19 protein-coding genes and 2 pseudogenes are annotated in these 24,059 nt (G+C 46.9%); 6 read left to right on the plus strand and 15 right to left on the minus strand.

The window, feature by feature from the left end; translation table 11 throughout:
- Positions 1-144: 144 nt before the first annotated feature.
- The 6 genes from DWX26_RS05095 to DWX26_RS05120 all read right to left on the minus strand — a co-directional run bounded on the left by DWX26_RS05095 (position 145) and on the right by DWX26_RS05120 (position 6,771).
- Positions 145-912 carry a hypothetical protein gene (locus DWX26_RS05095; protein WP_118600977.1) on the minus strand — a complete coding sequence of 256 codons (768 nt, stop codon included), beginning with the start codon at positions 910-912 and terminating at the stop codon, positions 145-147.
- An 18-nt stretch (positions 913-930) separates the two neighbouring features.
- Positions 931-1,596 carry a hypothetical protein gene (locus tag DWX26_RS05100; RefSeq protein ID WP_055228134.1) on the minus strand — a complete coding sequence of 222 codons (666 nt, stop codon included), beginning with the start codon at positions 1,594-1,596 and terminating at the stop codon, positions 931-933.
- A gap of 22 nt (positions 1,597-1,618) precedes the next feature.
- The gene (locus tag DWX26_RS05105; protein WP_117508921.1) at positions 1,619-2,716 is read right to left on the minus strand and encodes a hypothetical protein; all 1,098 of its coding nucleotides are present in this window, start codon (positions 2,714-2,716) and stop codon (positions 1,619-1,621) included.
- Positions 2,717-2,904: 188 nt separating this feature from the next.
- On the minus strand, positions 2,905-4,539 hold the full coding sequence (locus DWX26_RS05110) for an ABC transporter ATP-binding protein (RefSeq protein WP_118600978.1): 1,635 nt from the start codon (positions 4,537-4,539) through the stop codon (positions 2,905-2,907).
- On the minus strand, positions 4,539-6,269 hold the full coding sequence (locus DWX26_RS05115; protein ID WP_118600979.1) for an ABC transporter ATP-binding protein: 1,731 nt from the start codon (positions 6,267-6,269) through the stop codon (positions 4,539-4,541). Before DWX26_RS05115 ends, DWX26_RS05110 begins: the two co-directional genes overlap by 1 nt.
- On the minus strand, positions 6,259-6,771 hold the full coding sequence (locus tag DWX26_RS05120; protein ID WP_118600980.1) for a MarR family winged helix-turn-helix transcriptional regulator: 513 nt from the start codon (positions 6,769-6,771) through the stop codon (positions 6,259-6,261). Before DWX26_RS05120 ends, DWX26_RS05115 begins: the two co-directional genes overlap by 11 nt.
- 190 nt (positions 6,772-6,961) lie before the next feature.
- Between DWX26_RS05120 and DWX26_RS05125 the strand changes: the two genes are divergently transcribed.
- A complete protein-coding gene (locus DWX26_RS05125; RefSeq protein ID WP_117508917.1) occupies positions 6,962-8,362 on the plus strand; it encodes a sodium-dependent transporter in 1,401 nt (466 codons plus the stop codon).
- A gap of 204 nt (positions 8,363-8,566) precedes the next feature.
- Here the strand turns inward: DWX26_RS05125 and DWX26_RS05130 are convergent, their stop codons facing one another.
- On the minus strand, positions 8,567-10,321 hold the full coding sequence (locus tag DWX26_RS05130) for a glycoside hydrolase family 13 protein (RefSeq protein ID WP_118600981.1): 1,755 nt from the start codon (positions 10,319-10,321) through the stop codon (positions 8,567-8,569).
- Positions 10,322-10,663: 342 nt separating this feature from the next.
- On the opposite strand from DWX26_RS05130, the gene DWX26_RS05135 reads away from it, so the two are divergent.
- Positions 10,664-11,665, plus strand: a complete 1,002-nt coding sequence (locus DWX26_RS05135; RefSeq protein ID WP_055228127.1) for a LacI family DNA-binding transcriptional regulator — start codon at positions 10,664-10,666, stop codon at positions 11,663-11,665.
- Here DWX26_RS05135 and DWX26_RS05140 read toward each other — a convergent pair.
- Positions 11,660-12,427 carry a GNAT family N-acetyltransferase gene (locus tag DWX26_RS05140; RefSeq protein WP_022461528.1) on the minus strand — a complete coding sequence of 256 codons (768 nt, stop codon included), beginning with the start codon at positions 12,425-12,427 and terminating at the stop codon, positions 11,660-11,662. The genes DWX26_RS05135 and DWX26_RS05140 overlap by 6 nt on opposite strands.
- 124 nt (positions 12,428-12,551) lie before the next feature.
- Positions 12,552-13,967: a MocR-like pyridoxine biosynthesis transcription factor PdxR gene (gene pdxR / locus DWX26_RS05145; protein ID WP_118600982.1), complete on the minus strand. Its 1,416-nt coding sequence runs from the start codon at positions 13,965-13,967 to the stop codon at positions 12,552-12,554.
- Between the two features lie 157 nt (positions 13,968-14,124).
- Here pdxR and pdxS point away from each other — a divergent pair, with 157 nt between their 5' ends.
- Positions 14,125-15,006: a pyridoxal 5'-phosphate synthase lyase subunit PdxS gene (pdxS, locus tag DWX26_RS05150; RefSeq protein ID WP_118600983.1), complete on the plus strand. Its 882-nt coding sequence runs from the start codon at positions 14,125-14,127 to the stop codon at positions 15,004-15,006.
- Positions 15,006-15,578, plus strand: coding sequence for a pyridoxal 5'-phosphate synthase glutaminase subunit PdxT (gene pdxT / locus DWX26_RS05155; RefSeq protein WP_118600984.1), 573 nt, complete (start codon positions 15,006-15,008; stop codon positions 15,576-15,578). Before pdxS ends, pdxT begins: the two co-directional genes overlap by 1 nt.
- A 151-nt stretch (positions 15,579-15,729) precedes the next feature.
- Here the strand turns inward: pdxT and DWX26_RS05160 are convergent, their stop codons facing one another.
- The gene (locus DWX26_RS05160; protein WP_118600985.1) at positions 15,730-16,854 is read right to left on the minus strand and encodes a DUF362 domain-containing protein; all 1,125 of its coding nucleotides are present in this window, start codon (positions 16,852-16,854) and stop codon (positions 15,730-15,732) included.
- Between the two features lie 180 nt (positions 16,855-17,034).
- On the opposite strand from DWX26_RS05160, the gene DWX26_RS05165 reads away from it, so the two are divergent.
- A complete protein-coding gene (locus DWX26_RS05165; RefSeq protein WP_118600986.1) occupies positions 17,035-17,715 on the plus strand; it encodes an HAD family hydrolase in 681 nt (226 codons plus the stop codon).
- A 103-nt stretch (positions 17,716-17,818) separates the two neighbouring features.
- Here the strand turns inward: DWX26_RS05165 and DWX26_RS05170 are convergent, their stop codons facing one another.
- From DWX26_RS05170 to DWX26_RS17645, 4 genes and pseudogenes are all read right to left on the minus strand, one after another.
- Positions 17,819-19,705: a phage tail tip lysozyme gene (locus DWX26_RS05170; protein ID WP_118600987.1), complete on the minus strand. Its 1,887-nt coding sequence runs from the start codon at positions 19,703-19,705 to the stop codon at positions 17,819-17,821.
- 280 nt (positions 19,706-19,985) lie between these two features.
- Positions 19,986-21,224: an MYG1 family protein gene (locus DWX26_RS05175; protein WP_117804952.1), complete on the minus strand. Its 1,239-nt coding sequence runs from the start codon at positions 21,222-21,224 to the stop codon at positions 19,986-19,988.
- A 229-nt stretch (positions 21,225-21,453) separates the two neighbouring features.
- Positions 21,454-21,666 carry a ferrous iron transport protein A gene (locus tag DWX26_RS05180; RefSeq protein WP_022461118.1) on the minus strand — a complete coding sequence of 71 codons (213 nt, stop codon included), beginning with the start codon at positions 21,664-21,666 and terminating at the stop codon, positions 21,454-21,456.
- A gap of 79 nt (positions 21,667-21,745) precedes the next feature.
- Positions 21,746-21,865, minus strand: a pseudogene (locus DWX26_RS17645) (DUF6783 domain-containing protein); the annotation flags it as partial.
- Between DWX26_RS17645 and DWX26_RS17650 the strand changes: the two are divergent.
- Positions 21,833-21,949, plus strand: a pseudogene (locus DWX26_RS17650) (DUF6783 domain-containing protein). The pseudogenes DWX26_RS17645 and DWX26_RS17650 sit on opposite strands and share 33 nt — an antisense overlap.
- Before the next feature lie 69 nt (positions 21,950-22,018).
- Here DWX26_RS17650 and ltrA read toward each other — a convergent pair.
- On the minus strand, positions 22,019-23,296 hold the full coding sequence (gene ltrA, locus DWX26_RS05190) for a group II intron reverse transcriptase/maturase (protein WP_082426135.1): 1,278 nt from the start codon (positions 23,294-23,296) through the stop codon (positions 22,019-22,021).
- Positions 23,297-24,059 lie beyond the last annotated feature (763 nt).

The raw sequence follows: 24,059 nt of genomic DNA on the forward strand, positions 1-24,059 counted from the left end.
AATATAAGAAGTATAACAAACGTTATACCTGCACAATTTTAGCATGAAACCAGAAATTGTGCAAGATTCACAAGCGTATAAAATGCCCCCTTCCTGCCAGTGGTTTTTTCTCAAAACCAGCCGTCCAGGAAGCGAGCATTCCCTTTAATTTTTCTTTTTTTGTCTCCATTTTGAGAAAGACGAACCAATCAACAGGATCAGCACAAAAACAACGGCAACCGTTTCATAAATCTGCACGCCGGTGTTGACAGGATTGTCGTCAATTGAGCGGTAATCGCGCTCCAGACGCCACAGCATCGCCATCCGGTCCATGAAATCAATCTGCCGCGCGCCGTCCGTCTCGGTCTTAAAGACGGCACAGTAAAGATTCGTGTACCACTGGTCAAGAAGACTGACCCCGGATCGCCCGATCTTTCCGCTGCCGATCTCCTCGTCATTTTCATCATACAGAATCCTGCCGCTTCTCGAACTCTGGTAATCGAGCGGCGTTTCATCTACATCAAGGAAAATCAGTCTTGTATCTTTTCCATAGGAGGTATCCACATACTGCTCCTGCGCATAGCCAAGACACGTACCGGATGCGTCGTAATAGCCGTACGTCGTGCCGGAGCCTTCTCTGTCATTGATGGGCTCATCCTCCACATAGTCAATCGAAAACCACTCCTCCTCGTTGATATAGACCGTATTCTTCTGAAGATAGCCCGCCACTTTTCCGTCTGCCACAATCTTCGTCTTTCGTTTACTTCCATACAGGTCAAAGTAGATTTCTATGGTTTCTGCCGATGTAAGCGCCTCTTTTGCCTCATCCGCAGTTGCAAACTCAGATTCCGGCACTTTTTCTTTTCCGCAGCCGCCAAGCACCAGAGCGGCGGCAAGAAAAAGACCAGCGGCTGTATATATTCTCTTTTTCAACTGCCTTTTTCCTCCGCCTTACTTGTTATCTTTGTAATACTCATTTGCCTCATCGTACATCATATCGAGCAAGGCGTATTTATCCTGGAAATCCATCACCTGCGTACCGTTATCCTCCAGGTTCACATAGAGATTGCACTGTGAACCGGACCAGTCCATCTCTTTTTTCGCAGAACCGATCACCGTTCCGCCCTCTGTATAAATGGTATGTCCATCCTCTGATGCGTAATATGGTTTTTCGTTCAGATCTGCATCGAGAAAAATAATGTAATACGCTTCCGGCATCTGATCCGGTGTCGTCACGCGCTCCTGTGCATAGCCAAGCAGGTTGTTGTCCGGATCATAGAATGCATAGGTAGTAGCGGATTTTGTCATCTTATTGATTTCTTCGTCCGTCACAATTTTCATATGGAACCATTCTTCGCCGGAAATAGAGATCGTCCAGGTCTGATCAAAGAGACCGCTGTTTTTCATATACGCGGCAGCCTTTTCATCCGCATAAATGTTTCCCGAAGCGTCAACGTTATCCAGATCACAGCGCATGCGGACGGACGAAGCCGATGCAAGGGCTTCTTTTGCCACATCCGCGTTTTCATACCCTAACTTTTCTTCTGCCGCCGAGCAGCCGCACAGAAGCAGAAGTCCTGCTGTAAAACCCAAAAACAATTTTGTCGTTTTTCTCATAGATTCCCCTCTCTTTCTTTTGTCAGGACCGATTGGAAAGACCGCCGTCCTTGTCGCGTGCCAGTTCTCTTGCCGCCATCACAGCGAGTGCGGTCAGCTGCGGCAGATATTTTGCATCGTAGACAATCAGAAACGCATTGTCGAACATGATGTTTCCGACGGTAAGATCCATATTGTCGACGATGGCGCCGATCATAGTTCCGTTCAGTTTTACCGAGTAATTGTGGCCGATGGAGCCAGCGTATTCCCGGAGTTCCAGTTTTCCCTCCGGCAGTTCCATCGAGAACTGATCCCGTACGAGTGCAAACTGCTTTTTCAACACACCATACGGCTCGCCGTACAGATAAAAACGGTACGTCGGCAGCGCGTGGAGCAGTTCCTTCGTCATACGGAAGATTTCGGTGTGCATCGCATCGTAGATATAAAATGTTTTCAGCGGCACGGTGCTGTCGATCTCGTAAACCAGGTTTCCGTCTGTATCCTCCAGATCGAAATGCTGGCCCGTCAGGCGGTAATCCTCCGTGAAAGTGTAAATCTGGGACGCCGAAATCTTCTGAAACGGCTGTACCGTTCCGGTTTTGACGAAATGCTCCAGATTCGCTTTTAATTCGCTCTGGAACATCATCAGATCGGAATGGTAGCTTAGATGGTCTGCGAGGTTCTCTGCAACATCTTCATGAATCGGATACACGGGTGTGGTGAGTTTCTTTTTGATAAAGCCTTCGATGAAGGAATATCCCAAATAACCGACATGACCGTCTTTAGTCAGCCAGAAGTAGAGATATTCTCCCTTGGCGTCCGGTCCGAAAACGAGTGCTTTCTGCCGCATCGTGTAGAATTTTGCAAGCCATGCAGAACCGAACGGTGTATCGACGTTCTTGTAAGCCTCATAAAATTCTTCGATTTTCCGCGGCTTCTCCATGGAGATCATGGCAATCATATCCGTCATGGAATTGTAGTTCTCCGGGGTTGCCATGGACCAGATGGCAATGCCGAAAATCAGGACAACCGTGGCGATGGTGAGTGTGATCGTCTCTCCGTAGCCGACCGCCATCAGATAGATGCCAAGCAGCGTGACAGCGCCGCCTGCGATGCGGAATTTCCATTTTCTCTTTTTCAACTGAATACCGCCTCCTCTCTTTTCGTTACTTTTATTGTACTTGCTCCCCTTTTTTGTGTCAATTGAAACTCGCTCCTCCGCTCTATTTTGTTCTGCCTGGCGGGACAAAGAAAGCGTGTCGGCGCATCTTTTTTTGTCAGAATGCATCCGGCACGCTTTGTTTCAAAAATTTAATGAACGAAAAGAAATTATGAAATTGGAATCACGCGTCCCGTTTCTGCCATAGTTCGGTGGGAAATGGAAATTACGGTACGGTTTTTGGAAACCCTTTGCAATGCATTTAATACCATTTTTTCCGTCTCTGCATCAAGGTTTGCGGTAATCTCATCGAGGAGCAGAATTTCAGGCTCCGCTGCGGCTGCACGGGCAATCGAGAGGAGCTGCCACTGACCCTGTGAGAAGAGATCCTGTGTACAGATCGTATCATATTGGTCCGGAAGCGCCTCGATGGTCTTTGCAAGTCCGGTCAGCTCTGCTGCTTTTTTTACATCTGTATCCGAAATCTTTGCATCATACAAAGTAATCTGGTCTTTTACCGATCCCGGCACCATGTGGAACGATTGCTCCACATAGCCGAAAACCTTTCGTTTCTTCGCATCCGGCAGATCGACAGATGGAACGCCCCAAATCAGAACCATTCCTTTCTGTGGCTCATATAAACCGAGCAGCAGTTTGAAAATAGTACTCTTTCCGGCACCCGTTCGTCCCAAAAGTGTTACCTGCTCGCCTTTTTTGATCTGCAGACTTACATCGTTTAAGATGACCTGGCTTTCGTCATATCCAAACGTCACATTTTTTAGCTCAGCCGCTATGCCGTAATCTGTATTTGCAGTCAGCGCAGCCGGCTCTTTCTTCTCTTCCAGGCTGTAAAATTCATTGATTCTTTCCATACCGGCAAACGCAGACTGAATTGTCTGGATTTCCATACCAAGACTTTCGACCGGAGCAAAGATCTGGGAAATATAGTTTATAACAGCAACGGCGGTTCCGGCGGACATGCAGAACAGCTTTAAAACGGTCGGATTGCCGGAGGCCGAAAGCAGCATGACAACAGCAACAACAATGGCATTTAAAATCAGGATGACCGGAGAATAGACGGCATCGTAAAAATTGGTCTTCTCCATTGCGCTGTAGCTGTCATCAATATAGTGCGCATACTGCTGCTCCATATACGTCTCTTTCTGCAGACAGTGAATGGTACGGATGTTGTGCAGCGTCTCTGGAACGTGACCCGAAGCACGGCTGACTGCACGGCGGTTGGCAATCTGGGAGGCCAGCATGTTTTTCTGAACATAACGGGTAAAGAGGAACAGAACAGGGAGTAAAATAATCAGAACAATCGTAAGTCCACGATTAGTCACCCAGATGACGGCAAGAATGCTTAAGATTTTGCACGCATCGGCAAACATACTGATGATCCCGGAGGTAAACAGGTTTTCCACTGTGTCGACGTCACCGACAAATCTTGATACGAGAGCGCCCGGCTCCTGGCGGTTCAGCTCGTTGGCGGAAAGGCGTCCGAACTTTTCCATCAGACTGCTTCGGAGTGCATGTGTAATTTTCTGGCCGAATACCGTCAGAAGACTCTCTCGTGCCGACTCCAGAAGACCCGTCAGGGCAAGAAGTCCGAAATACAGCAGAATTCCTTCCATCCAGAGGGTATGCTTCTTTGTCAAAAGGTCAATCAGCTGTGCCAGCACAAGAGGCGGGAGCAGTGCGAAAATAACCGCACCGCAGACGACTCCCAAAAGTGCGGCTGATAAAACGCCGTGTTTTCGAACGGTTTCTTTGATTACCCGCAATACAGATTCTTTCTTTTGCATCAAAAGCTGCCTCCCTTCGTCTGATTGCTGCAGAGCTCTGCGTAGGACGGAACCGTTGCAAGGAGTTCCTCATGTGTGCCGACCTTCGTATGGCACTCATCCATCCAGATGACCTGATCCATCTGGTCGAACAGATAGAGGCGATGGGAAATGAGGATTATAATAGAGTCTTTTGCCAGCTCCTTTAAATTTAAAAAAATTTGTACTTCCGTCTCTTTGTCGAGTGCCGAAAACGGATCGTCGAGAACCAGAACCGGCCGTTTGTGGTACAGGGTTCGCGCAAGGGCAAGGCGCTGCGCCTGACCACCAGAGAGGCGGACACCGCCCGTTCCGACCAGGGTATGGATTCCGTTTTCCATTGCTTTCACTTCATCTTCCAGGCAGACGACTCGGATCATCTCCTCTGCGTCCTCTTTTCCCCCGAGACGGATATTCTCTTCCACGCTTCCATGGAACAGCTCCGGGTCATGGCCAAGATAACCGACCATGCGGTTCCGGTCTGCTTTTTCCATTTTTCCAAGTTCTTTTCCGCCGAAGGTGATGCTTCCCTCATACGGCGACTCGCAGAGAAAAGTCTTTCCAAGCGTTGACTTTCCGCATGCGACAGGTCCCGTCACACCGATGATCTGGCCAGGAGACGCTTGAAACGACAGGTCATGGATGATCTCTTTTCCGTTTGGATAGGCAAAATGCAGGTGATCGACGTTAAGCTCTGCAGGCGCTGCGGCTGGAAGCTCCGGTTCTGTTTTGGAATTCTGCAGCAAAGGTTTGATTCGTTTCCAGGAAACCTGCGCTTTATGTACCGCATTAAAAAGCTTCGCAGCGCTCGATGATTTGGTGGCAAGCTTTGTGTAGCAGGACAAAAACGTGGTAAATACGGCGATGTTCCACGGTGTCCATCCCTCCTGCAGGACGTTTCTGCCTCCAAAATACAGGATAAACAGAATGCTCGTCATCGAGATCATACGGTAAATCGGCGGCATAGCTGTGTTCCAGATATTGGCGCGCACAGCGGCAGATTCGTAAGCCGAAAGATTCTCCTCATAAGCGGCCTTTCTGTCCTCCTCACAGCCAAAGACACGATACGTGATGGCATTTGTCGCACGGTCCAGGGTTGCAGCACTTAATGCACCCGACTGTACCTTATAGGCAGCGCCCGTTTTCTGTACCATGACCTTCATCTTTTCGGCAATCACGTAGGAAATGGGTGGGAAAATCATGCAGAGAAGAGCCAGGCGCCAGTCGTACCAGAGCAGCATACACGCATAGGCGAGAAGAGCAACACCGGTATCAAAGATTTCCGTTGTAAATTTCCGCATTCCTTCTACGCAATCGTCTACATCGAGAATGGCCTTCGTCAGTATATTTCCGGTACCTTCCGCTTCCAGCTCCAAACGGCTTTTGCGAACCAGCGTTCCGTAAAGAATCTGCTTCATATGCCGGTTGACGTTGTTGGCAAATCTTCTGACATAGAACCGTTTGAAATAGCGGGAAACCTGCACAATGCCAATACTCACGACATAGGCCGTGACCAGCATCAGCATCTGGTGGAAGGTTCCTGTGCCGCCGAGGAGATCAACCAGCTTTCCTGTCATTTTTCCCTCAAACCAGGGGCCTGCAAGAAGTCCCAGATTATAGATGAGACCGGAAACCGTAACAAAAAAGAGAATTTTCCATTCTTCCTGAAAGTAAGAGAGCATCCGGTTCGGGCGAAAGGATTCATCCTTCATCGCCGCTGCCTCCTTCTGCTGTTGCTTTTATTGTTTTATCTGCTTTTTCCCTTAAAATTTTTGAAAGTTCCGCAAAATGATTCTGCCGTTCTCTCTTCGATTTCCAGTACAGCTTGTCCAGTGTTTCGCAGAAGCTCTCTGCCTCTTTTTCCGGAAGCTCTGCAAGCAGCCATTCGTAAAAGAATGTTTCAATTTCCGCTTTGGAATTTTTCAAGGATTCTGCTTTTTCCGTAGCATACAGAAGCTGGCTTCTGCCGTCCCACGGATTCGGTTTCCGGATCAGATATCCCTTTGTCTCAAGGCTTGCAGCGCGCCTTGCAGCGGCTCCTTTATCAATCTTTAACTGTTCGCGCACTTCCGTCTGGGTGATGCCCGGATGATGGCGCACCAGATGGATAAAGTCAAATTCTGCCGTACCGATGCCTTCTTCTTTCATTGCCTGCACCGTAAATTTCCCGGCTTCCCGCGCTATTTTTGTTATTTTCCGTTCTGTTGGATCCATTTTTCTGTTCCTCCTGTCCATTCTCGATCTGTTTCAAATAGATGCATATACAACTAATTAGATGATAGTACAACTAATCGAATTTGTCAATCTATAGATCTTCTGGTTGACGAAGTATCGTCCGAACTTTATAATAGAAGTATTCGGCTGTTAAAAACAGTCAGTCTATCAATAAGGAGATGTATCTTATATGGAAAAGAAACATACGCGCGGCAGCTTTACCGGATCGATCGGCTTCGTGCTTGCTGCTGCAGGAAGCGCGGTTGGACTGGGAAATATCTGGCGTTTCCCTTATCTTGCCGCAAAAGACGGAGGCGGAACCTTTATTTTAGTTTATATCGTACTGGCTCTGACCTTTGGATTTACCCTGCTGACAACTGATATTGCCATCGGAAGAAAAACCGGACAAAGTCCGCTTGTCGCTTACGGTAAGATTCACCCGGGCTGGAACGGTCTTGGCCTTCTCGCCAGTATCGTGCCGGTTGTCATCCTGCCTTACTACTGCTCCATTGGCGGCTGGGTATTAAAATATCTGTCTGTGTTTCTCACCGGACATGGCACTGCTGCTGCCGAGGATGGTTACTTTACCGGCTATATTACCGGTACATGGCAGCCGATTGTGTGGTTGGGAATCTATCTTTTTCTTACCGCATTCGTTGTATATCGTGGTGTCAATAAGGGAATTGAAAACTACAGCAAAATTCTGATGCCGATCCTTCTGATTTTAATCATCGGAATTTCTGTTTTTTCTCTGACCCTGACCCATACCGACGCAGACGGTGTCGTCCGTACGGGACTGCAGGGTATGAAAATTTATCTTGTTCCAAATTTTAAAGGAATGACGCCGCAGAAATTTTTCACCGTCTTTGTCGATGCACTCGGACAGCTTTTCTTTTCGATCAGCGTTGCGATGGGTATCATGGTTGCCTACGGTTCCTACGTAAAAAAAGAAACAAACCTGATGAAATCGATCAATCAGATTGAGATTTTTGACACCATCGTTGCGCTGCTTGCCGGTTTGATGATCGTTCCTGCTGTATTTACCTTTATGGGAGCAGAGGGTATGTCCGCCGGCCCTGGTCTGATGTTTGTCTCCCTGCCGAAGGTCTTTCAGTCCATGGGAGCAGCAGGCGGCGTAATCGGAACCATTTTCTTTCTTATGGTCTCCTTTGCAGCCATTACATCTTCCGTATCGGTCATGGAGTCCATTGTTTCCTGTATGATCGACAAATTTCACATCAGCAGAAAGAAAAGCACGGTTATTGTAACCGTTTATGCATGTCTCGTCGGTATCATCGTATGCCTCGGCTACAATGCGCTTTATTTTGAACTGAAGCTTCCAAATGGCGCAACGGCTCAGATCCTGGATGTCATGGATTTTATCAGCAATAACCTTCTGATGCCGCTTGTTGCACTTCTCTCCTGTATTCTGATCGGATGGGTTGTAAAGCCGCAGGTCATCATCGATGAGGTGACGCTGGGAGGATATAAGTTCGGTCGAAAGAGGCTGTATATCGTCATGGTGAAGTTTATTGCACCCGTGCTCCTTGCCGCACTGCTGCTGCAGTCGTTCGGTATTTTAAACGTCTGATCACTGCGATACCAGATTGCTATGTGCTTTGCACTCACGCAATCTTCAAAAACATTCGTAATCCGCTCATTTTCCTTCGAAAAATGGCTCCTTACTTATGTTTTTGGCGAGTCAAGAGATCAAAAAAGCATGTTTTCCGGTGGCTTTTCCAGAAAACATGCTTTTTTTGTGCCTGTCTGCACATATTTCTAACAGGTGAAACCCTTACATCCTGCGAATTAACGTTCCATTTACACCAAGTATCTCTCCATCAAATTCCCGGGCAAAAAGTACTTCCCCGTCTCCTTTTACTTTTATCTCCTCATCCGATGCGTTGAGCAGAACTTCGATTTTATTTCCCTCTTCGTCTAGTTTAATATACTCTACACACCGATCATTTTCATAACCATTCGGAAAATGGAAATGCAGGCTTCTGCACACTTTTTCATTTCTTCGAAGCATGATCAGTTTCCGCATCGTTGCAATTTTTTTCTGATTCTCTTCGCTTTCAATTTCACTCCAAGGCATACATCTTCTGCAGTCCGGATCATGAGCGCCTTCCATTGCGATCTCCGTTCCATAATAAATACAGGGGCTTCCCGGAAGCGTAAAAAGGATTGCAAGCTGCTGGTAGAACTTGTCCAGATCGTGAAAACGGTTCATCAGCCTCTCGGTATCGTGGGAATCCAGGAGATTAAAAAGTACATCGTTATTCTGCTGCATATACATGGTATAGCAACGGTTTACCATATATTCAAATTCTTCTTTTTTCATTGTTTTATCAAGAAAGAAATCATGGATTCCACTCAGCAGCGGGTAGTTCATGACAGAATCATATTCATCTCCCTGCAGCCACTGGCTTGCATCATGCCAGATTTCCCCCAGAAGATAAATATCCGGCTTTATCGTTTTTAAATGCTCTCTTATCCGCTTTAAGAACCTGTGCGCCACTTCGTTTCCTACATCGAAACGAATTCCGTCGATATCAAACTCCCGTACCCAGTCCTCACAGATTTTACAGAAATACTGTATCACCTCTTCATTGTTTGTATTCAGCTTTGGCATCCCGTCTGTAAATGCAAAGGAATAGAACCGTCGGTCTCTGGTGTCTCCCCTTTTTTGAACCTGTTCCCAGTCCTCTACCATAAACCAGTCCGCATAACGAGACTCTTTTCCATGCTCCAGGATATCTATCCACGGCTCAAATTTTCTTCCACTATGATTAAACACTGCATCTACCATAATGCGGATTCCTTTTTCATGTGCTTCTTTGCAAAGCGCTTTCATTGTATCCGCATCGCCAAAAAACGGATCTATTTTTGTATAATCGGTCGTGTCATATTTGTGGTTGGACTCTGCTTTCATGATCGGATTCAGATAAATACCGGTAATCCCAAGTTCCTGCAGATACGATAATCTCTGACGGATCCCTTCCAGATTTCCTCCGAATTTTTCTTCGTTTGTTACGGTTCCGTGATTTCTCCAGGGTGTGATATCATCTCCGTTTTTTTCCGGTGTCCCGTTGCAGAACCGATCCGGGAAAATCTGATACCAGATCGTTTCGTTTACCCATGCCGGTGTGCGATTGATATCTGCCGGGTTCATCCAGGGCACAATAAAGCACTGCTGCATACGGCCATCCATCCGGAGCTGTTCTTCTGTCAGGAAACCATCCTCAAAATAATACCAGACTTCCTTTTCCGTCCGCAGTTCAAAGTAATATTTGCATCTTTTGTATTCCGGAAGAAGCGTTGTTGTCCACCAGATCTGATAAGGCAGACGTTTTTTATATATCATTTCCTCTCTTTTTCCGATCCACTTTTCTTTTCCGCCCAAAATTCCGGCTTCATAAGGATCTCCGTAATGGATAAAAACCTGTTTTACATCATATCCTGTCTTGATATTGACAATCAGTCTGTCCTCATCCAGGGCATAACTCATCTGTTCTGAAGTTTTATGGTATACACCACTAAATTCCATCTCATTTTCCTCCCGCATAGCTCTAAAGCTGTTTTTTGCATCCTTGTAAGAAACACGATCACTTTTTTGTTTCGTATTGTTTCGTAGCTTTACTATAAGCCTTTTTTATTTCTTCGTCAATCAATTTCCATTTTTCCCTGCGCTTTCGTAAAATTCAGATAATTTTCAGGATGATTTTTGTGCAGGATGCTTTCTTCGAAACTTAACGAAACATTTCTTTTTCAAGGTATTGATTGCTTTTTATCTTATGATTTTATATAATGATACCGGGATCAAAAGGTCTTTTAACACCTATGATAGCTGGGAGTTTACATTTTTTGTTTTGTGAAAGGATTGCCGATTATGACTACCATTCAGGATATTGCTGATAAAATGGGAGTTTCCAAGAGCACGGTATCCAAAGCGCTCAATGACGCGCCTGATATCAGCGAAGCTTTACGGAAACAGGTTTTGGAAACTGCCGTAGCTCTGGGTTATACGAAGCTGCGGCGTTATAAGAAACCGACAAAAAAAGTCTGTATTATAATAGAAAAAGAGAATATGCGGTATCAGGAACCGCATCATTTTGCCTATGATATCCTGGTGGGTTTTCGTCAGATGGCAGAACCGGCCGGATTTGATGTTGAAATTGTGCCTGTTGATATTAAGACCCAAAGAAGCCAGCATTATGATGTTTTCATGCTGAAGCATGATTATATAGGAGCTTTTGTGGTCGGCTTTTCCCTGAGCGATCCCTGGATTCAGGACTTTAAAATCAGCCGCACACCGGCTGTTCTTTTCGACAACTATATAGTAGGGAATCCTTCCACCGCTTATGTAGGTATTGATAATGAGGAGGGAATGGAGCTTGCCGTCTCTTATCTTGCCGGACTTGGACACCGGAAGATCGCTTATCTGAGCAGCTCCCTCGGTGCCCGGGTTCTCCAGGCACGCCATGCTGCCTTTCTCCGTTCCATGCACCAGCATGGACTGAAGACTTCTCCTGCTGCGATCGGCTGTTCTTATTATCTGTCAGAATGTATGGAAAAGCATCTTCCCCGTTTCCTGGAAAACGGAATTACTGCTATTATTTGCAACCAGGATACCCTTGCAAGTGCAACGCTCACGCAATGTCAGCAGCTGGGATTCCAGGTTCCTGATGATATCAGCATTATCGGATTTGATGACCTGCCGATTGCCGCTTGTACGTCACCGCCCCTTACAACCATCAGACAAGATCGGCTGGAGCTCGGAAAAAGTGGATTTTTTGCATTGTCAAGTCTTCTCAATCACATCCCAATCAGTACGTATTTGTTGCATGCACAGCTGATTCAGCGGGAATCGACAAGGAAGATCCCTCTATAAGTTCATCTCATCAACAATATTTGCCGGTTTTGCAGTCATTTCTACCCATGCCGGTATAAAACCGCTTTTGACAGCGTTTCTTACAGATCTGACATTAGACCAGGCGGTACAGTAAAAAGGTACTTTTCCCCTGTTTATGATCTCTTTTGTAAGTCTGCTTGTCAGTGCAGAGGCAATCCCCTGTCGTCTGTATTCCGGCAAGACATCCACACCAATCTGCCACATATCGTCGCAATCGGCAGAACAGGCGGCAAGTCCCACCAGCGTGCTTCCGTCATATGCGCCGACGCCAAGTACATCCAGATTCTTCCGATCTTCGCAAAGCGCATTGCCCCATTCCGGTCGATACAAATCCGCAAAATCTTCCTGTGTCAATACTCGTGTCACATAGGCGCAGGAAAGAGTCGGTATCCGGCTGATGTCCGGCAGATAGTATTCTGCCATGAAACATATTTTGTGCCCTTTTTCAACTAAACGTTCATTCAGCCAATGCATGTTTGGTGTCTCAAAACAGTGGTAAAATTCGAATTTGTCTACATACGCAGATACCAGATCCATCGTCTCCGGTATGGAAGCCGCCATGATATTATTTCCATAGGAAACCAGATTGCAGGTAATAGGCTCTTTCAAATATTTGCGGGCCTTCTTTCCTAAATTTATGGGAACAACAACATTTTTGTCCGCCTTGAGATCTTCCACACGGCACCCCATATCTTCCGCAGACTGCCTCATGGCAATCTCCATCATTTCACGATTCGTCATATGCTTTTCTCCATTCTATCAGTTCAGTAACTTGGGGATGCGCAGACATGTCCATTTTGGAAACAGTGTCTATCATTCTCTGCATCCAGCCACTCAATCCTTCCGATTCTTTTCGCTTCGCAGATCATCTGCCAGGTATCTGCAGAATATGAAGCAGCACTCCCGCTGCCCGCTCCATTGCTGCCGGATCAATGGAGGAATAATTCATGACATACGTATTTTCCTGCTTTGCCGCCTCCGCTGTGTCTGCGTAATAGCCGGAGAGCGGCTTTAATTTCACACCACGGGATTTCGCCTGCGTGACAATCGACTCTTCTTTCAAATCCGTGCGAAGATGCATCAGAAAATGAACGCCGGCTTCTTCCTCCTCGATGGTCACGTAATCACCGAGCGGCTTCTTTTCGAGTGCCTGTAAAATCAGATCTCGTTTGTTCTGATAATAGTTTCGCAGCCGGTTGATATGTTTTTCGAAACTGCCATTCTCAATAAACTCTGCCAGTGTGTACTGCTCAAAGTTGGAGACGGTGCAGGAATAAAACGACAGCTCGCGGTAAAATTTCTCTGCCAGTGTCTGCGGAAGCACCATGTAGCTGATCCGTACCGTGGAGGCAAGTGTTTTCGTAAAGGTATTCATATAGATAACTTTGTCCGAAACGTCGATACTCTGCAGTGTCGGAAACGGCTTTCCGCCGAGACGCAGCTCACTGTCATAATCGTCCTCAATGATATAGTGATGATCTGATTTTGCCGCCCAGCCGAGCAGTTCATAACGGCGGCTGACCGGCATGACTGTCCCGGTTGGAAAGTGATGGGACGGGGATGTATGAATAATATCAACCGATCTTTTTTCCAGCTCCTGCACCGAAACACCGTCCTGATCGAGCGGCACTGGCTCGTACCGTACCTTCATACTCTCATAAATCCGCGCAATTTTGTGATATCCGGGATCCTCTACTCCATAAACAAGATCGTTTCCGAGAAGCTGAATCAGAAGGTTATGCAGATACTCCGTTCCTGCGCCGACAATAATCTGCTCCGGCAGCACCTGCATTCCACGAAACTCGCGCAGATATTTTACAATCGCACTGCGCAGCTTTAAAATCCCGGCGCACGGAGAATTGATCATGAGCTGGATCCGGTTGTCATTCAGGACAGCACGCACCGTCCGCGTCCAGATTGTAAACGGAAAAATCTCGCTGTCCGTCTGGTTACTGGAAAAATCCGCAAAATAGGAAGTCTCCCCGTTTGCCACCTGCAGGATCTCTTTTGGCACCGCATCCCGCATGGAATCCTCAATTTCCAGATCAGCTGCATAAAATCCGCGCTTTGGCATGGAATACAGATAGCCTTCCGCAACAAGCTGCGCATAGGCATTCTCGACGGTAATGACGCTGATACCCAGATTTTTCGCGAACGTCCGTTTCGACGGCAGCTTCTCTCCCGGACGGATGTTTCCCAGTAATATGTCGTTTTTGATACATTTATATAAATATTCATACAGGGAATCTGACCCTATATTGGAAAAATTATACGTCAGCATTCGACCATTCTCCTCTTATCTGACCTTACTGAATATATTTGTTTTGGCGATTTTTTTATAGTCACTTTACCAGTATACTGTGAGGCATAACAAAAGTAAAGCCAAAACAGAAACAAAATTTATCACCTGATATTTATCAGGCAGGGAGGAGATTATTATGACAGCAACAAATGAGAGATACAAACTGAACAAAGAACTGGCACAGATGTTAAAAGGTGGTGTGATCATGGATGTTACCACACCGGAACAGGCCCACATCGCAGAGGAAGCTGGTGCCTGTGCCGTTATGGCACTGGAGCGGATTCCTGCAGACATCCGTGCAGCCGGCGGCGTTTCCCGTATGAGTGATCCGAAAATGATCCGCGGCATCCAGGAGGCCGTTTCCATCCCGGTTATGGCAAAATGCCGCATTGGCCACTTTGTAGAGGCGCAGGTGCTCGAAGCCATCGAAATCGACTACATCGACGAGAGTGAGGTTCTCTCCCCCGCGGATGATGTCTACCATATCAATAAACGCAATTTTAAAGTACCCTTTGTCTGCGGTGCAAAAGATCTCGGTGAGGCACTCCGCCGGATCAATGAGGGCGCATCCATGATCCGTACCAAAGGTGAACCGGGAACCGGCGATATCGTACAGGCTGTCCGCCATATGCGGAAAATGAACAGTGAAATCCAGAAACTGACCTCAATGCGTGAGGATGAGCTGTTTGAGGCAGCCAAGGTCCTGCAGGTTCCGTACGATCTTGTTCAGTATATTCATGACAACGGCCGTCTCCCGGTTGTTAACTTTGCAGCCGGCGGTGTGGCAACTCCAGCCGATGCAGCGCTGATGATGCAGCTTGGAGCAGAAGGTGTCTTTGTTGGTTCTGGTATCTTCAAATCCGGCAACCCGGCAAAACGTGCCGCTTCTATCGTAAAAGCTGTTACCAACTACACCGATGCCAGACTGATCGCAGAACTCTCCGCGGATCTCGGTGAGGCTATGGTCGGCATCAATGAGCAGGAAATCGCCTTACTGATGGCAGAAAGAGGAAAATAATGAAAATTGGAGTGCTTGCACTGCAGGGTGCGTTTGCAGAACATGAAAAAGTATTAGAGCAGCTTGGCGCGAAATGCATCGAACTGCGGCAGGCCCGCGATCTTGGCGAATCTTACGATGCACTTGTACTGCCGGGAGGCGAAAGTACCGTTCAGGGAAAGCTTTTAAAAGAGCTTGGCATGTTCGATATCATGAAAAGCCAGATTGAAAACGGCATGCCGGTTCTCGCGACCTGTGCCGGTGCGATTCTTCTGGCCGAAAAGATCGACGGACAGATCAAGGGACAGCCGGAACAGTATTTCGGCACGATTCCGATGTGCATCAGGCGGAATGCCTACGGCCGCCAGTTAGGCAGCTTCCACACAGAAACACCGGTTGCGGGCATTGGAACAGTGCCGATGACGTTTATCCGTGCGCCGTATATCGCATCTGTGGGGGACGGCGTGGAAGTGCTCGCGGTTGTGGAAGAGCGGATCGTCGGTGTAAAATACAAAAACCAGATGGCCTTCTCCTTCCATCCGGAGCTCGACCCGGATGTGCGGATTCATAAGGCGTTTTTGGAGATGATATAAGACGGATAAAACAATAGCAGACTCAAAAAGCAATGCAAAAATCTGATCGTAAAAAGCTCCAGCTTCAAAGAGAAACTGGAGCTTTCTCATTGTGTTTCGCTGCTGTTTCGCCGCACAGGAGTGTGACGCAGCGCTTTTTCTGTTTGAGAAACTATTTGATTCGTTTCAGTTCATACTGTCTCGTACCAAGACCAATTTTCTCTGCCTGGTCGAGGGTTGCCTCCCATTCAATATTCGGGTTGGAATCCTTGAAATGGTCGTGGTGACAGTGCCATCCCGGCTCTGCAAGGTGCTCGCCAAGCTGACTGTTTTCGATCGGCGTTGCCTTCAGGCAGGCATCGGCACACGCCTGGTCAAGGGCAACCGGGTCGAAGCTTGCAAACATTCCGATATCCGGCAGGATCGGAGCATCGTTCTCCCCATGGCAGTCACAGTTCGGGCTGATATCCTGTACCAGCGAGATATGGAAGCACGGACGTCCATGGCAGACAGCCTGCGCATACTCCGCCATTTTCCGGTCAAGAAGCTCGTTTGCACTGCTGTTTGGATTATAAACCGCATCAAAACTGCAGGCACCGATGCATCGGCCACAACCTTTACATTTATCATAGTCAATGACCGCTTTTTTATCTACATAGGAAATCGCGTCACTTCCGCATTCTTTTGCACAGCGGTGGCAGCCACGACAGACATCCGTATTGATCGCCGGTTTTCCACTGGCATGCTGCTGCATCTTTCCGGCGCGGCTTCCGCATCCCATACCGATATTTTTCAGTGCACCGCCAAAGCCCGTTGCTTCATGGCCTTTGAAGTGGCTCAGACTGATAAAAATATCTGCGTCCATGATTGCATGGCCAATCAATGCTGTTTTGCAATATTCTCCGTTGACAACCGGAACTTCGATTTCATCGGTTCCTCGCACTCCATCTCCAATGATAATCTGGCATCCTGTGGTAATGGTATTGAATCCATTCAGATTCGCACAGTCAAGATGCTCCAGGGCATTTTTTCTGCTGCCCGGATATAACGTATTGCAGTCTGTCAGGAACGGAAGACCTCCCTGCTCTTTACAGAGATCGGCAACCACTTTCGCATAATTCGGACGAAGAAACGCCATGTTTCCCAGTTCGCCAAAATGCATTTTGATTGCGACGAATTTGCCTTCCATATCAATGTCTTTGACGCCAGCAGCAATACAGAGCTTTTTCAGCTTGTCAAGCTGACTCGTTCCAACCGGACATCGAAAGTCGGTAAAATAAACCGTTGACTTTTCCATTTTGTCATTCCTCCTGATTTGTCATTTTTTGACAGCATATCACTTCAAGCTAGGTTGAAGTCAAGTATAATTTGTGGTCTTCTGTTTGTCTCATGGGCTTGTCTTTTTTCTGGATTTTTCGTATACTGAACATAGTTTTTAAGCAACTGAAAATACAGAAGTGCTTTGGAGGTCATGTTTATGATAAAGGCAGTATTATTCGATATGGATGGTATCCTGTTTGACACCGAGATTGTAATGAAAGAGGGCTGGCAAAAAGCTGCCCGGGAGCTGAATTTTACGCTCACGGAGGAACATCTTTCGCAGATGCGCGGCAGTGCGCTTCCGCGGAGCAGAAAGCTGTTTGAGGAGTGGTTTCACGGACAGGTGACATACGATGAAGGACGCGCAATCCGCACGGCGTATCTAAACGATTATATTCGACGCAACGGTGTCCCGGAAAAGCCAGGGCTTCATGAGTTTCTTTCCTGGCTCAAAGAGCATTCGATCAAAGTTGCCGTTGCTACTTCTACAACGCGGCGCGTTGCGGAAGACTATTGGAAACAGTCTGGCATTGACCAGTATATCAATGCTTCAGTCTGCGGGGATGAGGTAATCAACAGCAAGCCGGATCCGGAAATTTTCTTAAAAGCAGCGTCTCTTCTGAAAGTTCCGATTGCTGCATGCATAGTAGCCGAAGACAGCATCAATGGTCTGAAGGCCGCGCGTGCAGCTGGTGCCATCTCCTGCATGATCCCGGATCTGACACCGTATACAAAAGAGCTTTTTCCATTTTGTGATTATGTGAGTCCTTCTCTTTTGGACTGTAAAGAAATTCTGCTGCAGACTCCGGAAGCGGACAAACTGAAAAGCTGGAAGTAAAAAATCATACATAAATTCAATTATTTTACTGTAAGAAAGTCCTCCACACAGAATCTTTCTGCTGCGGAGGACTTTCCTTAACACGTCTTCATCATCTGTTCGTTTATTCTACATCTACCGGCGAATCATACGATTCCATAACATTGTAGATCTGTTCTGCTGCTGTTGTACGCAGTTTCTGCTGTGTGCTCTGGTTTGCGCATTTTTCGTATTCACGCATGAAGGCAGTTGCTGCGGTGTCAACATCTTCGGCATTTTTCAATCTGTCCAGCAGATTCGGATTGTAGTCGGAAAGGTAGGCCATCAGACTGTCGAGCTGGCCGGACAGACTTCCAAGGCTCTTTCCAAGATCAATGGTATATCGGCACAGATACTCTTTGATCGTTGGATCTGTAAAACCACAGAGACCATATCCATATCTTCCGCCACTGTAAAGGCCAAAACGGGAACTTCGGATCACTTCGTCACGGGAAATGATTCCGGCATCAACAAGGTTCGTGTACTGCTCTCCGCTCAGGCTTGTGCGGCTGGTAGAGCCATACTCAAGCAGTGTCGGATTGAGGTCTGTGGATGCCTCGTTTGCAATATTTCCCATAATACCGGCGGCTCCTTCTTTTGTAAATCCGTGCATCAAGAAGTAATTCCAGATCTTTTCTGCGTTCGTTTCTCCGATTTCATCGTCGGCTGCAAAACGACGGATCGTCAGAATCGTGTCACAGTCCACCGGGCGGTCGCAGGTGATACCGGCGTTTTCATTCAGCGCTTCTACGATTTTTCCTTCTCCGTCATACAGCGCCACATGGCCATTATAGCAAATAACATCGCCTGCGCGTGCCTCATCCAGGCTTGCAACCTCCGTTCCAAGGCTGCGCCATCCGCCGGAGGTCGTATATTCACCATCGTACGCACCGCAACGGGTCAGAATCTGCCATACAAAATGAGAGCAGTCAATACCGTCCGTCAGGGAGTTTCCACCCCAGACGTATGGTCTGCCAACGAACTGTTTTGCAAATGTGATAATACCGTTTCCGGTTGAGGTTTTTACTTCATAAACCGTTTCTTTTTTATAGGGAAAGGCTTCATTTTCAGACGGATCAATCACCTGATCCGCCAGTTTCATCTGATCCTCTCCGGTGCCGGTTACATATTCCAGCGCCTCTTTTCCCTGCTGCAGATAATCCGTACGGACAAAACCGCGGACATCGCCCGATTCAATATAAACCCACTCCTGATCCGCATCGGCGATCACAAAGCAGAGTGCCTTTGCCGGAAGTGTTCCCACGATCCGTGCGCTGGTGGAACCGCTTTCGCGGACGTTTAATCTGGTATCGACCTTTGCGTAGGCGTACGCTTTGTCGACCTGTGCGAAACCTGCGCGGAGATCTTTTTTCATGGAGCTGATATATTTTCCGTAATCAATCGTCTGAATCCAGTCATCCGCCTGTGTCTCATCATTTTTCGGTGTTTCTGTCGGTGCTGGTGCAGGTGTCTCGGTTGGCACCGGTGTTTCTGTTGGTTCCGGGGTTTCGGACGGAGCTGGAGTCGGCGTTTCACTTGGGGATGGCGTTACCGACGGTTCTGGAGTTTCGCCTGGAGTTGGTTCCGGGGTTTCACTTGGAGATGGCTCCGGCATCTCGCCTGGATTCGGGTCTTCCGGTGTCTCCGTTGGAGTCGGATCCTCTGTCGGTTCTGGCGTTTCCGGTACTTCTGGCTCCTCTGTGGAAGCGGCATTTTCATCCTGAGATGGTACGGACGGTTCTTCTGCTGGTGTCTCGGTTTCCTGTGTTTCTACAGCCGGAACAACGGCTTCTTCTGTGTTTCCGTTTTCCGTTTCACTTTGCGTGGCCAGTGCATCCGCCTGATCTTTCTGCGTTTCCTGCACCGTTTTCGCTGTCTCCTCTGCATGCGCCGGTGCAGCCGAACCGAGAAGCATTCCGGCTGCCACGCCGAACGCTGTTACCGTTGTGCCAAATTTTTTCTTTGAAATCATATATGTTTTGCTCTCCTCTCTGCTGTTTGTCGATTTCTGCCTGCCATTTTCTGCTTTTGAGGCCGTTCGGATGAAATCACAAAAACGTATCGTTCCTGTAAAGTCTGGCCTCTTTTTTTGAAGATAAACCAAAAATGATATCATTCGTTTTCATTGTGCAAAAAATTTCACGTATTTTCTATATTGTATCACAGACAACAGCAGATGCAAAGAAACAAATCACATATTGAGGAATTTTTCTGTTTAACGCGTGAAATTGAGAGAGATTCTCTGTAAATTCTCAGGAACCGGACGGAATGCGGACCAGCAGCCGTTTTCCATTCTGCTCTGATACCGTCAGAACCGGAATATGTTTCTTGCGGAGCTGGTGCATGACCGGATAGGCCGCAAAGAGATCACCGCTGACACAGACAGCCTCCGGCTTTTCTTTTAACAAGTCCGACAGGTATTCCCGCAGGCGTATCTTCCATTCTGCTTTTTCAAGTGATGACACGGCATAACTGCCACAGATGTTCAGTTCCGGGGCCTCCGGCAGCGGTTTATGAAGAATAACTGCATGCTCCATGCCCGGCATCTGCCGCAAAAGCGCGTCATCCGCATCGATCGCATCGGTACCGATGTGGATCAGAACCGGTGCTTTTGGCATTCCCGCAAGGCTGATGCGACAGGCAGCGACGGCATCGTCAAGCGTTTCTGCGGTGAGAAGAAATCCTCCTTTGTGGCAGAAAGACACATCGGAAAGCCCCGTCGCTTCCTGCAGTGCTTCTTTTTCCAGGCCAAGCCATGTTTCCGGAAAATCATACTTGTAATTGAATGAATTTTCTTTTCGAACCGGCTGCACGCAGCAACCGCCGCGGTTCGATGGGAATATCAGAAATGCAATTTCAGTCGCGGAAAGCTGTTTCTGACATGGAAAAAATTCCGACAGAATCAGAATCTTTTCATCCATTGTTCCTGCCTTTTTCTCCGCTGCGATCCGCTTCCTGTGTTCGGCAAGAAGAGCTGCAAACTGCTGCTCCGCCCGCTCATCCGCACGAAAACGCTCCCATTTATGTTCCAAAATCCGTCCGGCCACTGCCACCGCTTCCAGGAAAGCTGCATCGCTTCCGCTGTTATCATCCCATACCGGATTGAACATGCCGATCATACTGGCGAGTTCATTCTTTTCTCCTGTATTATCATTGAGATCGAGCGGCTGTACAAACTTCTCGTCAAACCGCGCGGCCATCTCCGGACTTAAAATTTCTGTGCCAAGTGCCTCCCATAAAAGGCCAAACGCCGCGTACGGAACCTGGTTTTCCCGGATCCGGCTGTCTTTCTGGTGATGGTCGTATTCTCCTCTTCCAATATCAAAAACAATCCCGTCAAAATCCTCCGGCACACGATTTCCGCGCTGGATGGTAAGCTGCGGATTAAAATGCAGAAGCAGTGCCGCAGAGAACACATCATCCGCATGAAATTTTCCGCCGTGCGTAAAAGCAGCGGCATGTTCTTTTTGTATCTGTTCTAATAATGTCATAAAATTCCAACTTCCTTTTTCTTAAGATCTGCTCTATTTTACTCTATCTGGCGGCTGTTTCGCAACGGTTCTATGTAAAGAAAAACTTGAAAACTTCCTGGCACATCTTTATTAAAAATCATTTCCGTAGTCTGCACACTTATCTACGAAAATTCTTTTGTGGGTATTTGGAAAATCAAAATGAGCGGCTCCTCTTCCAAGGTTCCGCTCATTTTGATTTTTCTTCCTTTCATACCTGAATCCGGTCTGCAGCTGCATCACACATTGCAATCCGTTTTCCATCCATGCCAAGGATCAATCCACCGTTTATTCTCTGGATGACCTGTACGGTGCTGCCTTCTTTGATTTTACGGCTTCGGAGGAAATCCAGAACATCAGGGATTCCAAACATCCATTTGATGGTACAGATATCACCGGTTTTTTTCTTTGAAAGTGCCTGCATGGTATCCCTCCTTTTTACTTTTTCTATATTGTATTCCCTGAGGAAATATTTAGTCAATAAGAACAATTGGGATACGCTTCTAACTAAAGTTTGTGTGCAAAGCGCTAGAGTGTGTTTGAAAAAGGCTTTTCGTAGTCTGCATGTTCCAATTTGTGGGAGATTTTGTCTGAATGAAGGAGGCGTAGCGGGCTACGGCGACTGAATGAGGGCAAAATATACCGCAAAGCGGGGCGTGCAGGCTGCGGAAATGGTTTTTCAAACACACTCTAGTTTGATCGAGTAGGAGGCGGCTTTCGCCGCCGACCTCTCACACCACCGGACATGCGGTTCCGCATCCGGCGGTTCAGTTAACTTAACATCTTGTTTGACAAAAATATTCCTCTGCTGAGAGTAACCCGAACTTTTTCAGACGTGCATTTGACATTGCATAGCAAATAGTTTCTGTACGACAAACCCGAGCATATCCATGGAACCCTGCCGCACTTTTTGCATTCTTTTTACTAACACCCAGTTTTACCAGATTTTTATATCTGGTTTTAGGATTTTTCCAATGTTTCCATATGCACATTCTGAACCTGTACCTAATAACCGTATCGAGTCTTCGGGTTGCTGTAAGAATTGAGCCAATTTTAAAGTAATTGATCCAGCCTCTTACCACTTCCGCTATCTTTTGGGCTTTATATGAGTTACTTACACCCCACTTGCGGCTCGTTAATTTTCTGACTTTCTTCATTACCTTATCCAATGACTTTTTAGGGACTTTTATCTTATATTTCTTTTCTTGAAACTGATAATAGAAGGCAAATCCCAGATATTGTATTTCTGTGGGTCTCCCTATTTTACTCTTGCCCCTGTTCACTTTCAGCCGCAGAACATTTTCAACATACTTCGTGACCGATTCCATTACCCTTGCCGCAGCTTTTTCGCTTTTGACAAAAATAATACAGTCATCTGCATATCGTGCAAATTTAAGTCCTCGGCTTTCAAGTTCCCAATCCAATTCATTGAGCAGTATGTTAGCGAGAAGTGGTGAAATATTTCCCCCTTGTGGGGTTCCGATTTCTGTTTCTTCTATCTGTTCTCCAACCATAACTCCACTTACTAGAAATTTTCGGATTAGCGAAAGTATTTTTCCATCCTTAATCTCTTTGTTCAAAACAGATATTAACTTGTCGTGTTCTACCGTATCAAAAAACTTTTCCAAGTCAATATCCACGACCCAGTTATATCCTTCATTCATGTATTCAACTGCTTTTAATACTGCCTTCTGTGCACTTTTTCCGGGTCTGAATCCATAGCTGTTCTCATGAAATTTTCTTTCATATATAGGTGTTAATACCTGTGCAGCTGCTTGTTGTACCATGCGATCTGTGACAGTTGGAATACCAAGTTTTCGTTTGCTTCCGTCTGCTTTAGGGATTTCCACTCTCTTTACTGGCATTGGTTTGTATGACTGATTTCTTATACTCTCTCTGAGTTGCTGGCCATTTACTTTCAAATGAGAAAGCAAATCGGCACATTCCATTCCGTCTATTCCTGCCGCACCTTTATTCTTTTTCACCTGTTTGTAGGCACGATTCATGTTTTCATTTGACAGAATGCGTTCTATAAATATTCCTTGTTCCTCCATGCACTGTTTCCTTTCCTTTTCGTGAGTTCCGACCACTTAGTACTTGTGGTACTCCTCTCGGCATGTGTTTCGTCTAAAACTCTCAATTAGGACGTACTCCAGATGATTAACTGTTCTGTCCTTTGCTCCATCCGGTTTCCCGGACTTCTTCGCTACTATGACATCTGCTGACTTCCTATGATTCGTTGTTACTATGGCTGATGAAACCACTCATAGGATCTCCCCGGTTAAAATACGCTATCTTTCTCATCACCTATCCGCCATGTCTACTACCAGTCCTCTGTTAGCTATTGGACTTCAACTTGTTCAGCAGTCTTATCCGAACTGTAAGCCTTATACATGATTTCTGTCCGTCGGACCAATGGTTTGCCTCAGGCTTCCTTCAGATTCCATCTCACAATGGACACCCTTGCCTTGTTGGCTATGTGCTTCCCGCTAACAGGCGCACTTAGGACTTTCACCTTTAAGAATAACGTTCGCGCCGGGCGAACTGAACCTCACATGACTAAAGTCACGTGCTTCAGACCGCTTTAGGCGGCAGACAAAATATCGGCGGATACGCCTGTTTCTTAGATCTTGCGCGGATACGCGCTTCTTCCATGCCGGATACGGCAGGTCTCCACATAACAGGTAGTCCACGGTATATCTGCCTGTGTTTATGCTGCTTTTCGCAGTTCCATTTCTGAAATTAAGTCTCTCAAATCCGCATAAACACATGAGGTTCTACGCTTTACTGCAGGAACTTTTGCCTCCAGCAAAGACC

This window comes from Blautia sp. AF19-1, assembly GCF_003479155.1.
Taxonomy (GTDB): Bacteria; Bacillota; Clostridia; order Lachnospirales; family Lachnospiraceae; genus Fusicatenibacter; species Fusicatenibacter saccharivorans.